This window comes from Pseudomonas mangrovi (assembly GCF_003052585.1).
GTDB lineage: Bacteria > Pseudomonadota > Gammaproteobacteria > Pseudomonadales > Pseudomonadaceae > Aquipseudomonas > Aquipseudomonas mangrovi.
Map to the genome: position 1 here is coordinate 154,172 of NZ_QASN01000006.1, position 14,235 is coordinate 168,406.

Genomic DNA, 14,235 nt, shown 5'->3' on the forward strand with positions numbered 1-14,235 from the left:
ACCTATTGGGGGGCCACCGGCGCTGCGGCTATCGGTGGTTTCTTGAACAGCGGAACATTGGCCTTCTGCTTGCTCTTGAAGGCCTTGTCGGTCGGTTTCACGTCCATCTGCTCGTGCGCGACTTCCAGCTGCTTGCGCACGCAGGCCTCGTCGCAGCCGGTGGCGGAGGAAACCGCCTGCGCGCCACAGTCGAGGGCGATGCTGAAATCGTACTCGGCACCCAGCTTGGTGCCCTTGGGCAGCTTGTCATTGCGCAACTGGGCGAACTTGGCGCCGACGCGACCGTGCTCGTCCAGCTCCGTCGACACCGGGTTGCGCGAGTCGTGGTCCTTGCCCTCGACGCAGATGCACGGTGCGGCACCGTCGGAATACTTCGGATAGCGCGACTGGCCGCGGGCTTCGCCCTTCTTGCGCGACTCGGACAACTCGCCAACCGGAATCGGGTGATGCGGGGTCTTGCCACCGCAACCCACACAGCTGTTCGGACTGAACGGCACCATGACGCAGCGCCGGGCCTTGCAGCAGGCATCCGAGCAGTCCTTGGCAATCGGCTTGCTGCAATCGTCATTGACCTTCTTGGCGTCACCAGATTTGGCGCAAGGGTGGTCATCCAGGGCCAGCGCCACCTCGTCCAGATACGGCCAGGGCACGGTGTTGCCCTGGGAGCCGTGGTTGTGGGTGGTCAGATCGCCCATGCGGTCGACATTCTTGCCTTCGAACTTGACGTTCATCGACCAGGCGGTGAAGTACACCTTGCCCTTGATCTTGCTGGTGATGACGCCCTTCTTCGGCGCGCAGCCGGCTTCATCGCCGTAGCTGGTCTTGAAGTAGCTCTGGTCCTTGAGCATCACTTCCTTGGCGGAAATCTTCACCGTGCGCGAGCCATTGCTGGTGTCGCTGGCCATGCCGGTGTTGGGGTAGGGAATGGGCACGCCGGGCGGCGTAGGTGGCGCTTGCGGTGGGGTGAAGCAGACATCCGGAAAACAGGCCACCGACTTGCCGTCGGCAGCCTTGCAGGAAATTTCCATACCGTTGGCGAATACCTGGTTGGCCATCACGACTGCTCCAGAAGAGGGTCTGCCCACTGCGCAGGTGAAGTGAATCTAGCAGCCACGACGAAAGACGCCTGCAAATCTCGCCCGACCGCGCCCCGCCCTGGCGCCGCAACGACTGGCTGTGGCGCACAGACCTTGTGCGCGCCGAACTGCGGCCACCAGCCGCCAGTTGCAGAAAAGCCGGGGGCGGCGAAAGACTCGCCGCCCCTGGCTTTCAACCGGAAGCCGTCAGGGTTCCAGCTTGAGGTGCGAGATATCCGGTAGCGGGCCGTCGAGCTTGCGCGGGATCTCGCCCATGTCGCTGCCGGCCGGCGCCAGGCTGAACTGCGACAGATCGACCTCAGGGGCCTGCGCATCGGGCTTCTCGTCCTGCAGATCGACTCCGACCGGAGCGATGCCGAAGTCCGGCGCCTCGACGTCGGCGAACGCGGCCATGTACTCGTCGCGCGGAATCACCTTCGCCCCGGCCGGGCTGGCAGTCGGCGCCGCGGCGGCGGACGCTGCCGGGCGCTGCGCCTGAGGCTCCGGCGGCGGTGCCAGCTCGACTTCCTCGACCTCGACATCCAGCGCGCGGACTTCCGCCACGGCGCCAGCGCGTTCCAGGGTGACCCGATACTTCTCCGCACCGGCTTCATCCAGGCCGGTCTTGATCACCATCCGCCGCCCGGAAAACAGCATCGCGATGCGCTGCTCGTCGGCCTGGAACAGCCGGGCCAGATTGGCCTTTACCTGCTCCAGCGGCGCGCCGGCCACCAGTTGCCCGGAAAAGGCGATTTCATAGCGGCTCATGCTCACGCTCCCTTTGCTGTGCTGGCCCGAGTATGGCGCAGATCTTTTTGTCGAACCAATCGATTGCCTGTCACCTGCGGCTTGTTACACTGCCGCCTCGCATCAACAGCGGCCCTATCGCAGGCGCAAATGACAAGAATTATCCGCCTAACGCTTTCCCTGATACTTCTGAGCAGCCTCGCTGGTTGCTCGACCTGGTTCACTGGCCAGTTCGACGACCCCGAGATCGAGCTCGTCAAGATTGAAGTGGAACGCGCCCGGCTCACCGACCAGCTGTTCCATCTGACCTTTCGCATCGACAATCCCAATCCGGTGAGCGTGCCCGTGCGCGGCATGGTTTATAGCGTGCATCTGAACGGCATGAAACTCGCCGATGGCGAATCCTCGGACTGGTTCACCGTCCCCGCGCACAGCCGTCACACCTTCAAGGTACCGGTACGCACCAACCTCTGGCGCCACCTGAAGAAGGTCGTGCGCATGCTCGAGAAACCCGACCGGCCGATCAGCTACCAGTTGCAGGCGGAGATCAAGACCGGGCTGCTGTTCGGTCGCAAGGTGCAACTGCTGCGCAATGGCGAGATAATCCCCGGCGACTACATCCCGGAGTAATTCCCCATGCATCAAGAACCCCACGTCCACGGCCCCGATTGCGCCCATGATCACGACCATGGCCATGACCACGGCCACGTGCACGGACCGCACTGCAACCACCAGGAGCCGGTTCGCAACGCGCTCAAGGATGTCGGCCGCAACGATCCCTGCCCCTGCGGCAGCGAGAAGAAATTCAAGAAGTGCCACGGTGCCTGAGACCGGACTGAGCGGATTCTGGCTGCTCGTCGCGGCCGGCATTCTGCTGCTGGCGGCACTCGCCGGTTACGCCCTGCACCTGTGGCGCCGCGTCTGGCGCCAGCAGCAACGGCAGCGCGAGGCGGCACAGGCCAGCCATGCGCAGCTGCGCGAAGACCTGCGGATACTTGCCGGCGCCCTGCTCGAAGGCCAGCTGCCGCTGATCGAGGGCGCGATCCGGATCAAGGTGCTACTCGACAATTTCGATCCGCTGCTCAGCCAGGACAGTCGCACCGCAGTCTTCCAGACGCTCTTCGAGGCTACCGCCGACATCCCGACCCACGCCGACTGGCAAGCCCTGGAGCGCTCCGAACGACGTCGCCATGAAGTGCATTTCGGCGAACTGGAGCTGCAACATAAGGCCGCTGCCCGGAGTGCGGCACGCTGGCTTCTGGATGAAGGGCTGGCGCGCTGAGTCTGCGCTGAATTTCAGACCACCTGCAGCGCCAACCATCCCTCATCCGGCGCTGCGCGCCACCTTCTCCCGGCGGGAGAAGGACAGCTGTGAGACGCTGGCGTGGGGTGGTTGTCATGTAGAGCCTCAAGCGTGCGCAGCCTTTCCCTCTCCCATCGGGAGAGGGTGCCGAAGGCGGGTGAGGGATGGTTCAGGCGACTCGCCGCCGGATGCTGGACGCCGCTCGCGCTATCCCGATCCGCTCCCGCCCTTACCGCCGCTTGCCTGCCACAGCCACGCTGCTAACCTTGGCAGCCCGCCGGGACCACCCTGCTCCAGCCGAGAGTCTTCATGCGTCCGATCCGCTTCCGTCCGTTCGCCGTCTTCGGCTTGTCCGCCCTGCTGTTCTCTGCCGTGGGGTTGAGCGGCTGCCAGTCATTGCTGGACAGCCGCTACGGCGCCAGCGTGCCGCCGAGCAAGGGCATCGAGCGGGTCACCGGCCTGGCCGGCAGCGCCAGCATCCGGCGCAATCCGCTGGGCATGCCGCTGATCGAGACATCCGGCTTTCACGACGCGGTCTTCGCCCTGGGCTACGTGCACGCAGGTGATCGCCTGAGCCAGATGGTGAGCATGCGCCTGCTGGCCGAGGGGCGCCTGTCGGAGATGGTCGGGCCCGGCGCACTGGACGTCGACCGTTTCATGCGCAGCGTGGAACTCAGGCGCAGCGCCGACCAGCTCTACCGCGCTGCCTCGCCACGTCTGAAACAGACCTTCGAAGTCTATGCGCGCGGCGTCAACGCCTACCTCTATCGCTACCGCGACCGCCTGCCGATGGATCTCGCCGAGTCCGGCCACCGTCCGGCCTACTGGAAACCCGAGGATTCGGCACTGATCTTCTGTCTGATGAACTTCAGCCTGGCAGTCAACCTGCGCGAGGAGATCGCCAGCCTGGTGCTCGCCGAGAAGGTCGGTAGCGACAAGCTGGCCTGGTTGCTGCCCACCTACCCCGACGAGCCACTGCCTTTCGATGAAGCGCAGAAACTCGCCGGCCTGCGCCTCGGCGCGCAGATCGACGGCCTGCCGCAGCTGGAACGCACCGCCAGCGCCATCGCCGAGCTGAACATGCTCGGCGTCGCCGCCTCGAACAACTGGGCCATCGCCCCGCAGCGCAGCCGCAGCGGCGCAAGCCTGCTGGCCAACGACACCCATCTGCCGCTGGCCCTGCCCTCGGCATGGAACTACGTGCAGATCCGCTCGCCGAAATTCAACGCCGCCGGCGTCTCGGTGGCCGGGGTGCCGGCCGTGGTCGCCGGCTACAACGGTCATCTGGCCTGGGGCATGACCATGGTCATGGGCGATACCCAGGATCTGTTCCTCGAACAGCTCAAGTCCGAAGGCGGTCGCCTGTACTACCTGGCCGATGGCAAGTGGCTGCCGACCCGCGAGCGCCAGGAGACCTTCTTCATCAAGGGCCAGTCGCCGCGTCGCGAAACCCTGCACGAGACGCGCAACGGGCCGCTGCTGAACGCCGCCCTGGCGGGCGAGCGCAAGCTGCCACTGCAACCGGCCAGCCATGCCAGCAACCTCGGCCTGGCGCTGCGCATGCCCTCGCTCGAGGGGGATCGGAGCCTGGATGCGTTCTTCGATCTGTCGCTGGCGAAGAACCTCGACCAGGCCTTCGAGGCAGCCCGCGAGATTCGCGCCGTTCCGCTGAATCTGGTGTTCGCCGATGCGCGCAGCATCGGCTGGCAGGTCACCGGTCGCTACCCGAATCGGCGTGGCGGCATCGGCCTGCTGCCCTCACCCGGCTGGGACGGCCACTACGACTGGGATGGCTTCGCCGACCCGATGCTGCATCCCTACGACCAGGACCCCAGCGCAGGCTGGCTCGGCAGCGCCAACCAGCGCAGCGTGCCGCGCGGCTACGGCATGCAGCTGTCGAGCTCCTGGTACTACCCCGAACGCGCCGAGCGTATCGCCGAGCTGGCCGGCAGCGGCAGGCACGATCAGGCGAGCATGAAAGCCATGCAGCTCGATCAGAAGACCCTCTTCGCCGGCAAGCTGCAGGGCATGTTCAGCACCCCCGGCATGCAGCAGCCCTTGCGTGCAGCCATCGCCCGCCTGCCCGCCGCGGAACGCGCCAGGGCTGAGGAAGCGTTGCGCCGCCTGCTGGCGTTCGACGGTGATCTGCACGCCAGCTCTGCGGACGCTGCACTCTACTCAGCCTTCCTGCACATGAGCGCGCAGCAGATATTCCTCGACGAACTCGGTCCGGAGGACAGCCCGGCCTGGAAGGCGCTGGTGGACACCGCCAACAACTCCTATTCGGCACAGGCGGACCATCTGCTCGGTCGCGACGACAGTCCCTTCTGGGATGATCTGCGCACCCCCGAACGCGAAGACAAGCCGACCATCCTGGCCCGCAGCCTGGCCGCCGCCGTGGCCCTCTGCGAGGAACGCCTGGGGGCCGATCGCCATGGCTGGCAGTGGGGCAAACTGCACCGCTACCACTGGATCAGCGACAGCAGCCGCTCCGCCGCCCTGCTGCCGGCCGGCCAGCGCAGCAAGCTGGAAGCCATCAGCGGCTACCTGAATCGCGGCCCCTACCCCGCCGGCGGCGACCACAGCACGCTGAACGTCTCCGCCTACCCCTGGGGTCGCGATTTCGACACCTGGCTGATCCCGGCCATGCGCCTGGTGGTGGATTTCGGCGCGCAGGAACCGATGCAAGCGATCAACAGCAGCGGCCAGTCCGGCAACCCCGCCAGCCCGCACTACGCCGACGGCATCGACGCCTGGCGCCGCGGCGACTACGTCAGCTTCCCGTTCAGAAGCGAGAATATCGACCGGGTGTATGGCAACCAGCGTCTGTTGCTGATCCCCAACAAGCGATAGCCTCACGGGAGCTCAAGCAACACACCGGTTTTCCCTCTCCCGCCGGGAGAGGGTGCCGAAGGCGGGTGAGGGATGGTGCAGGCGACTCGCCGCCTAGGCATGTCTCAGGCTGCGCTCGGCATCCTGCGCGCCGAAGCTTCCCTCATCCGGCGCTGCGCGCCACCTTCTCCCGCAGGGAGAAGGACAGCTGTGGGGCGATGGTGCGGGTGGGTCAGCGTTGCGAGGCCAGCGCCTGCTCGATCGCGGCGATCAGCTTGGGATCGTCCGGGGCTGTCATGCTGGAGAAGCTGGCGATGACCTTGCCATCGCGGCCGACCACGTACTTGAAGAAATTCCAGCGTGGCGCCCTGCTCTGGGCGGCCAGCTCGCGGAACAGCGGGATGGCGTCCTTGCCGCGGACCGGCTGCTGTTCGGTCATGCCGAAGGTCACGCCGTAGTTGACGTAGCAGACCTTGGCGGTCTCGCTGGCGTCAGCGTCTTCCTGGCGAAAATCGTTGGACGGCACGCCGAGCACCTCCAGCCCCTGGTCCTTGTAGCGCTGGTACAGCGCCTCCAGGCCGGCGAACTGGCCGACGAAACCGCAGTGGCTGGCGGTGTTCACCACCAGCAGCGGTTTGCCGGCGAACTGTGCGCACAGGTCGATGCTGTCAGGTGAACGCAGGCGCGGCAGCTCACCCTGCAGCAGCGCCGGGCACTCGGCGGCACTCGCCGCGCCGGCTACCAGCGATAAAGCCAGCAAAACGGTGGGTAGAACCTTCATCGCCGCTCTCCTCTACTGGCTGGCGACGCCCGGTGTTCCGGGCGCACGGTTACTGCAGCATTTCCTGGTCGGTGAACAGGTTGCTGAACAGCATGCTGGACAGATAACGCTCGCCCGAGTCGGGCAGGATCACCACCAGCGTCTTGCCCTGCATCTCCGGCTGTTCGGCCAGGCGCACCGCCGCCGCCATCGCCGCGCCGCAGGAGATGCCGCAGAGGATGCCTTCCTCACGCATCAGCCGCAGCGCCATGGCCATGGCCTCGTCGTCGCTGACGGTGACGACCTTGTCGACCAGCGACAGATCGAGGTTCTTCGGCACGAAACCGGCGCCGATGCCCTGGATCTTGTGCGGGCTCGGCTTCAGCTCCTCGCCAGCCATCGCCTGGCTGATGATCGGCGAATTGCTCGGTTCCACCGCGACGCTGAGGATCGACTTGCCGCAGGTGTGCTTGATGTAGCGTGAGATGCCGGTAAGGGTGCCGCCGGTGCCTACCCCGGAGACCAGCACGTCGATGGCGCCGTCGGTGTCGTTCCAGATCTCCGGGCCGGTGGTCTTCTCGTGGATCGCCGGATTGGCCGGGTTATCGAACTGCTGCGGCATGTAGTACTCGCCAGGGTTCTGCGCCAGCAGCTCGGCCGCCTTCTCGATGGCGCCCTTCATGCCCTTCGCCGGCTCGGTCAGCACCAGTTCGGCACCGAGCGCCTTGAGCACCTTGCGCCGTTCCAGCGACATCGAGGCGGGCATGGTCAGCACCAGCTTGTAGCCACGCGCCGCGGCAACGAAGGCCAGGCCGATGCCGGTGTTGCCGGAGGTCGGCTCGACGATGGTCATGCCCGGCTTGAGCAGGCCCTTCTGTTCGGCGTCCCAGATCATGTTGGCGCCGATCCGGCACTTCACCGAATAGCCCGGATTGCGCCCCTCGATCTTGGCCAGGATGGTCACACCCTTGGCACCGAGACGGTTGATCATCACCAGCGGGGTATTGCCGATGCTCTGGGCGTTGTCTGCAAATATGCGGCTCATGGCACTGTCCTTGACGGAATGCGGAGTACGGGAAAGAGCCAAAGCCTATGCCTGCACACCCGGGCCGTCCAGTCCGTACGCAACGTCGGGGCGCAGGGAACGGCAGGCCCTGGCCAGCGGTCTGCTCGATCATGAAGAGACTCGTACGCACCCCGTTGCAAGCCGTTCTGATCCTGGTGGCCCTGCTCCTGGCGCTGCATCTGCTGCTGCCCTACCTGCTGCGCGACTACCTGAACGACAAGCTCGCCGACATGGGCGACTACCGCGGCCGGATCAGCGATGTCGACCTCGCCTGGTGGCGCGGGGCCTATCGCCTCGACGAACTGCTCATCGTCCGCAAGGACCAGGAAATGCCGGTGCCCTTCGTGCAGATCGCCGCGATCGACATTGCGGTCAGCTGGCGCTCGCTGTGGAATGATCGGGCGATAGTCGCCGAAGTGATCTTCGAGCGACCCGTGCTGAACTTCGTCGATGGCGGCGAGGACGGGGATGACTCGCAGAGTGGCGAGGGCACCGACTGGCGCGAAGAGCTGGAAGAGCTGTTGCCCATCACCCTCAACGAGCTGCACCTGGTGGACGGCCAGGTAAGCTTTCGCAATTTCCAGTCCGACCCGCAGGTGGATGTTCGCACCAGCGACATCCAGGCGACCTTCCACAACCTGACCAACGTCGAGGGCGATGACGGCACCCGCGTCGCGCGGTTCGCTGGAGACGGGCTGCTGCTCGGGCACGCACCGGTAGAGGCCGAGGCATCATTCGATCCGTTCAAGGACTTCTATGACTTCGAGATGCGCCTGCGTGCCCGCGACATCGACCTCACCCAGCTCAACGAACTGAGCGGCGCCTATGGCAAATTCGATTTCAAGGCCGGTCATGGCGACCTGGTGATCGAGGCGAGCGCCGAGAAGGGACAACTGGACGGCTACATCAAGCCGCTTTTGCATGACGTGGAAATCTTCGACTGGGAACAGGACGTGTCCGACAGCGACAAGGGGTTCTTCCGCTCGGCCTGGGAAGCCCTGGTCGGCATCAGCGAGAACGTGTTGAAGAATCAGAGCGAGGACCAGTTCGCCACCCGGGTGCCGCTCAGCGGTAGCCTGCAGGATGCCGAGACGAGCCCGCTGCAGGCGTTCATCGCGATCCTGCGCAACGGCTTCGTCGAAGCCTTCGACCCAGGATTCGAGGGGTCGAGCGACCCGCAGGACTGACGGTTGACGCTGCACCGTACCCGGCAAGCACCGCGACCGAGATTGCACGTCGGCCACGGCAGAATTCAAGCCTCCGGGGTTGAGGCACCTCCTCCAGCGACACCCAGAGCCATTCAGTGACTGAATGGCGCCGCTGCGTTCACAGTGGCCGCCAGCCCGCGTTATAGTCGCCGCCTACTCATAAGGAGCCGCCCGGCTCCGCGCCGCGTGCAACCGTTTCGAGGATTTGCAGATGAAGTTCGAAGGTACCCAGTCCTACGTCGCCACCGACGATCTCAAGCTCGCCGTCAACGCCTCCATCACCCTGCAGCGCCCGCTGCTGGTCAAGGGCGAGCCGGGTACCGGCAAGACCATGCTCGCCGAGCAACTGGCCGAAGCCTTCGGCGCCCGGCTGATCACCTGGCACATCAAGTCCACCACCAAGGCCCATCAGGGTCTCTACGAGTACGACGCGGTCAGCCGCCTGCGCGACTCGCAGCTGGATTCCGACAAGGTTCATGACGTTCGCAACTACATCAAGAAGGGCAAGCTGTGGGAGGCGTTCGAGTCCGAGGACCGCGTGATCCTGCTGATCGACGAAATCGACAAGGCCGACATCGAGTTCCCCAACGACCTGTTGCAGGAACTCGACAAGATGGAGTTTTACGTTTACGAGACCAACGAGACGATCAAGGCCAAGCAGCGCCCGATCATCATCATCACCTCGAACAACGAGAAGGAACTGCCGGACGCCTTCCTGCGCCGCTGCTTCTTCCACTACATCGCCTTCCCCGATCGCGAGACGCTGAAGAAGATCGTCGACGTGCACTACCCGAACATCAGCGGCGACCTGGTCGCCGAGGCGCTGGAAGTGTTCTTCGACGTGCGCAAGGTGCCGGGCCTGAAGAAGAAGCCCTCCACCAGTGAACTGGTCGACTGGCTCAAGCTGCTGATGGCCGACAACATCGGCGAAGCCGTGCTGCGTGAACGCGATCCGACCAAGGCCATCCCGCCACTGGCCGGCGCCCTGGTGAAGAACGAGCAGGACGTGATGCTGCTCGAGCGGCTGGCCTTCATGGCCCGCCGCGCCGGGCGCTAAAACCGGGCTGGCTGCGCGTCGGCCAGGCGGCGTTGAGGCGCGGTTCGAAATGCTCACTTACAGACGTAAGCTGCGCTTTCTCACCACGCCTCGCCTGGCCGGGCGCTAGCTCGCTCAGCCCTCACACCGTGCAGCCCTGGCCAGTCGACTGGCCCCGCGGCAATCAATGATTCTTTCAGGGGCACGTGTATGTTGCTCAACCTGTTCAACGAAATGCGCGCGGCCAAGGTGCCGGTATCGGTACGCGAGCTGCTCGATCTGATCAACGCGCTCAAGCACAACGTCGTGTTCGCCGACATGGACGAGTTCTACTACCTCGCCAGGGCGATCCTGGTGAAGGACGAGCGTCACTTCGACAAGTTCGACCGTGCCTTCGCGGCCTATTTCAAGGGTCTGGAAAACCTCAACCAGCATATCGAGGCGATGATCCCCGACGAGTGGCTGCGCAAGGAATTCGAGAAGCACCTGACCGATGAAGAGAAGGCGCAGATCCAGAGCCTCGGCGGCTTGGACAAGCTGATCGAGGAGTTCAAGAAGCGCCTCGAGGAGCAGAAGGAAAAGCACGCCGGCGGCAACAAGTGGGTCGGTACCGGCGGCACCAGCCCGTTCGGCTCCGGCGGCTACAACCCCGAGGGCATCCGCGTCGGCGACGCCGGCCAGCGCCAGGGCAAGGCGGTCAAGGTCTGGGACCAGCGCGAGTACAAGAACCTCGACGACCAGGTCGAGCTGGGCACGCGCAACATCAAGGTCGCGCTGCGCCGGCTGCGCAAGTTCGCCCGCCAGGGCGCCCACGAGGAGCTCGACCTCGACGGCACCATCGACCACACCGCCAAGGACGGCGGCCTGCTCAACATCCAGATGCGCCCGGAGCGGCGCAACACGGTCAAGCTGCTGATCCTGTTCGACATCGGCGGCTCGATGGACGCCCATGTCAAGGTCTGCGAGGAGCTGTTCTCCGCCTGCAAGACCGAGTTCAAGAACCTCGAGTACTTCTACTTCCACAACTTCATCTACGAGAGCGTGTGGAAGAACAACCTGCGCCGCACCTCCGAGCGCACCAGCACGCTGGATCTGCTGCACAAGTACGCGGCGGACTGGAAAGTGGTGTTCGTCGGCGACGCGGCCATGGCGCCCTATGAAGTCACCCAGGCCGGCGGCAGCGTCGAGCACTGGAACGAGGAAGCCGGCTATGTCTGGATGAAGCGCTTCATGGAGAAGTACAAGAAGCTCATCTGGATCAACCCCTACCCGAAGGACGCCTGGGGCTACACCAGCTCGACCAACATCATCCGCGAGCTGGTCGAGGACCGCATGTACCCGCTGACCCTGCAGGGCCTGGAAGACGGCATGAAGTTCCTCTCCAAGTAATCACTGACGCCCGGGTGCGCTGGCCATGACGCGGCCACCCGGGCATCCCGCAACCGCCCGCCGGGGCAGCCCGGCCAATCGAAAGTGGAGTCACCATGTCCCTGCCCGCCATCCTGCAAGGCCTGTCGATCCCGGTGGTCTGCTCGCCGATGTTCATCATCTCCAACCCAGACCTGGTCATCGCCCAGTGCAAGGCCGGCGTGGTCGGCTCCTTCCCGGCACTCAACGCGCGCCCGGCACATGTGCTGGAAGAGTGGCTGGAACGCATCACCCGCGAGCTGGCCGAGCACAACGCGCAGAACCCGGATCGCCCGGCGGCGCCCTTCGCCGTCAACCAGATCGTGCACAAGTCCAACGACCGCCTGGAGCATGACCTGGAAGTCTGCGCGCGCTTCAAGGTGCCGATCATCATCACCTCGCTTGGCGCCCGCGAGGACGTCAACGCCAAGGTCCATGAGTGGGGCGGCATCGTCCTGCACGACGTGATCAACGACAAGTTCTCGCGCAAGGCCATCGAGAAAGGCGCCGACGGCCTGATCGCGGTTGCCGCCGGCGCCGGTGGTCATGCCGGTACGCTGTCGCCGTTCGCGCTGATCAGCGAGATCCGCGAATGGTTCGACGGCCCGCTGCTGCTGTCCGGCTCGATCTCCAACGGCAACTCGATCCTTGCCGCCCAGGCCGCCGGCGCCGACCTGGCCTACATCGGCTCGACCTTCATCGCCACCGAAGAAGCCAACGCAGACCCGACCTACAAGCAGATGATCGTCGACGCTGCCGCCTCGGACATCGTCTACTCCAACCTGTTCACCGGCGTGCACGGCAACTACCTCAAGGGCAGCATCGTCGCCGCCGGCCTGGACCCGGACAATTTGCCCGAGTCCGACCCGTCGAAGATGAATTTCGGCTCCACCAGCAGCAAGGCCTGGCGCGACATCTGGGGCGCCGGCCAGGGCGTCGGTGCGGTCAAGGAGGTACTGCCGACCAGGGACGTGGTTGCCCGCCTGACCCGCGAATACCAGGCCGCACGCGAACGCCTGAAGCTGGGCTGAGGCGAAGCACTTCCAGCCAATCGAAAGGGCCCTGCGGGGCCCTTTTCCATGTGGCACCGGGCGCCACCCCGCTCCGCCTCGACGAATCCATCTTCCCCCGGTCTTGCTGCTACCCATACAACAGCTCCGAGCGTGCCGGGTCAGGAAGAGCCTGCTCCGTCCCTGACTTAAGCTCTCGACTCAAACCTTGCAGCGGCTCTTCGTGAGCCAGACCACAGCCTGCGGCTTCGAGTTCGACCACCCCGAAGCGCTGCTGTATACAAACTGCAGAACCCGGCGCCTTATCCGGCCGCCACGGGCCACCGACACGGATACTCGGTAGCTGGCAAATGGACTCGACCTTCTACAACCTGCTCGTCCTCCGCATTCCGCCCGTCTCCAGGCGGTGGCGCCCGCTTCATCCGCGCCACCAGCGATATCTTCCCTATTCGACATCTCCCGCATGGCCCCTGCTCTTGCAGGCTGCGCCGCGGATGCCGCTGACCGGCGGCTGCAGACCGTATTCCCTTACCGATAGCAGAGGTTCACTTGAACGACACTTCATCGGCTGACGCCCGCCCCGACAGCAGCGAGATGGAAACGGGCATGCAACATCCCAGTCAGGCACAGATTCGCGAGCAGGTGCTGCAGTACTACACCGCGGCAACGGAGGACTACCGCACCTGGAGCCGGGGGATGAACATGCACTTCGGCTACTGGCGCTGGGGGATGAATCCCTTCCGCCGCGAAGCCATGCTTCAGGAGATGAACCAGCAGGTGCTCGCCCGCCTGCAACTTCCGCTCGAAAGGCCGACCCGCCTGGCGGATCTGGGTGGCGGCACCGGCGCAACCGCCCGCTCGGCAGTCGCCAGCTACCCTGAACTGGCGGTCGACGTGGTGACCATCGTGCCGACCCAGATCGAGATAGGCCGAAGACTCAACGAGCAGGCCGAACGCGGGCATGCCATCAGCATGCACTGCGTCGATTTCACCGCCACCGGACTCCCGGCAGAAAGCTGCGATGCCGTCTGCATGATAGAAAGCGCCTGCCACGCGGAAGGCCCGACCAAGGCGGCGGTACTTGCCGAGGCCTACCGACTCCTCAAGCCGGGCGGTCACTTCCTCATGGTCGATGCCATGCTGCTGCGCGAACTCCCGGAGAAGGGCGTGCTGTCTCGCCTGATGGCCAAGGTCTACTGGCGCTGGTGTCTGTCCTGGGCCGTACCCGAGATGTGCCGCCAGGACCTGCTGCCCGCGGCGCTACGCGCGCAGGGTTTCGACGAGCCGAAGATCGAGAACTGGTCGTGGAAGGTCGCCCCGTCGGTCGCCCATGTGCCGCTCTTTGCCACCTACTTCGCCATCGTCGAAATCATCAAGGCGCGAGGCCGACTGCCGCTCTGGCGCTGGCGCCATATCGCCGCATCGTTGCTGACGCCGCTGCTGGGCTTGCGCCGCTGTACCTTCACCTATGGCGCCGTGCTGGCGCGCAAGCCGCCAGCGTCATCCGGCGATTCGAAGCCCGGAATATGAAGCTTGCTCAAGGGGGATGGAGGGCCTGCTCCCTCCTGAGCGTTGCTTGAAGGACCAGACCAGCCAAGTCACGCAATCGCAGTGTTCATGCGCCAGTGCAGCGCGAACCTCGTCTGTCCTGTTTCTCCTGTCGCCCCGCTACGGCGGATTACGCCGCAAGGCGGCTAATCCGCCCTACGACCTGCGCACCAACGATCTGCATGCCCCCGATCTGCGCCCAACTGCAGCACTTCTGCCTTTAGAATGCAGCGCCCTGCTCC

The 14,235-nt window shown here is 65.0% G+C and carries 13 protein-coding genes; 9 read left to right on the forward strand and 4 right to left on the reverse strand.

Annotated features, from left to right (window positions below; translation table 11 throughout):
• Positions 1 to 2: 2 nt before the first annotated feature.
• A complete protein-coding gene (locus DBO85_RS03650; protein ID WP_108105345.1) occupies positions 3 to 1,055 on the reverse strand; it encodes a PAAR-like domain-containing protein in 1,053 nt (350 codons plus the stop codon).
• 228 nt (positions 1,056 to 1,283) lie between these two features.
• Positions 1,284 to 1,844, reverse strand: coding sequence for a hypothetical protein (locus DBO85_RS03655; RefSeq protein ID WP_108105347.1), 561 nt, complete (start codon positions 1,842 to 1,844; stop codon positions 1,284 to 1,286).
• Between the two features lie 129 nt (positions 1,845 to 1,973).
• Here DBO85_RS03655 and DBO85_RS03660 point away from each other — a divergent pair, with 129 nt between their 5' ends.
• From DBO85_RS03660 to DBO85_RS03675, 4 genes are all read left to right on the forward strand, one after another.
• Entirely contained in the window at positions 1,974 to 2,453 is a 480-nt protein-coding gene (locus DBO85_RS03660; protein WP_108105349.1) for an LEA type 2 family protein, read from the forward strand.
• A 6-nt stretch (positions 2,454 to 2,459) separates the two neighbouring features.
• Positions 2,460 to 2,651, forward strand: coding sequence for an SEC-C metal-binding domain-containing protein (locus tag DBO85_RS03665; protein ID WP_108105351.1), 192 nt, complete (start codon positions 2,460 to 2,462; stop codon positions 2,649 to 2,651).
• Positions 2,644 to 3,105 (forward strand): DUF2489 domain-containing protein, encoded by a 462-nt coding sequence (locus tag DBO85_RS03670; RefSeq protein WP_407681441.1) that lies wholly within the window; start codon positions 2,644 to 2,646, stop codon positions 3,103 to 3,105. Before DBO85_RS03665 ends, DBO85_RS03670 begins: the two co-directional genes overlap by 8 nt.
• A gap of 330 nt (positions 3,106 to 3,435) precedes the next feature.
• On the forward strand, positions 3,436 to 5,979 hold the full coding sequence (locus DBO85_RS03675; protein ID WP_108105355.1) for a penicillin acylase family protein: 2,544 nt from the start codon (positions 3,436 to 3,438) through the stop codon (positions 5,977 to 5,979).
• Between the two features lie 211 nt (positions 5,980 to 6,190).
• Here DBO85_RS03675 and DBO85_RS03680 read toward each other — a convergent pair whose 3' ends face one another.
• Positions 6,191 to 6,739 (reverse strand): glutathione peroxidase, encoded by a 549-nt coding sequence (locus DBO85_RS03680; RefSeq protein WP_108105357.1) that lies wholly within the window; start codon positions 6,737 to 6,739, stop codon positions 6,191 to 6,193.
• Positions 6,740 to 6,788: 49 nt separating this feature from the next.
• Positions 6,789 to 7,763 carry a cysteine synthase A gene (gene cysK, locus DBO85_RS03685; RefSeq protein ID WP_108105359.1) on the reverse strand — a complete coding sequence of 325 codons (975 nt, stop codon included), beginning with the start codon at positions 7,761 to 7,763 and terminating at the stop codon, positions 6,789 to 6,791.
• Between the two features lie 131 nt (positions 7,764 to 7,894).
• Here cysK and DBO85_RS03690 point away from each other — a divergent pair, with 131 nt between their 5' ends.
• The 5 genes from DBO85_RS03690 (at position 7,895) to DBO85_RS03710 (ending at position 13,975) form a co-directional block, all read left to right on the forward strand.
• Positions 7,895 to 8,971: an AsmA family protein gene (locus DBO85_RS03690; protein ID WP_108105362.1), complete on the forward strand. Its 1,077-nt coding sequence runs from the start codon at positions 7,895 to 7,897 to the stop codon at positions 8,969 to 8,971.
• Between the two features lie 232 nt (positions 8,972 to 9,203).
• Positions 9,204 to 10,049, forward strand: coding sequence for an AAA family ATPase (locus tag DBO85_RS03695; RefSeq protein WP_108105365.1), 846 nt, complete (start codon positions 9,204 to 9,206; stop codon positions 10,047 to 10,049).
• A gap of 189 nt (positions 10,050 to 10,238) precedes the next feature.
• Entirely contained in the window at positions 10,239 to 11,417 is a 1,179-nt protein-coding gene (locus DBO85_RS03700; RefSeq protein ID WP_108105367.1) for a vWA domain-containing protein, read from the forward strand.
• Between the two features lie 95 nt (positions 11,418 to 11,512).
• Positions 11,513 to 12,466 (forward strand): NAD(P)H-dependent flavin oxidoreductase, encoded by a 954-nt coding sequence (locus DBO85_RS03705; RefSeq protein ID WP_108105369.1) that lies wholly within the window; start codon positions 11,513 to 11,515, stop codon positions 12,464 to 12,466.
• A gap of 585 nt (positions 12,467 to 13,051) precedes the next feature.
• Positions 13,052 to 13,975, forward strand: a complete 924-nt coding sequence (locus tag DBO85_RS03710; RefSeq protein WP_158268871.1) for a class I SAM-dependent methyltransferase — start codon at positions 13,052 to 13,054, stop codon at positions 13,973 to 13,975.
• Positions 13,976 to 14,235: the final 260 nt, after the last annotated feature.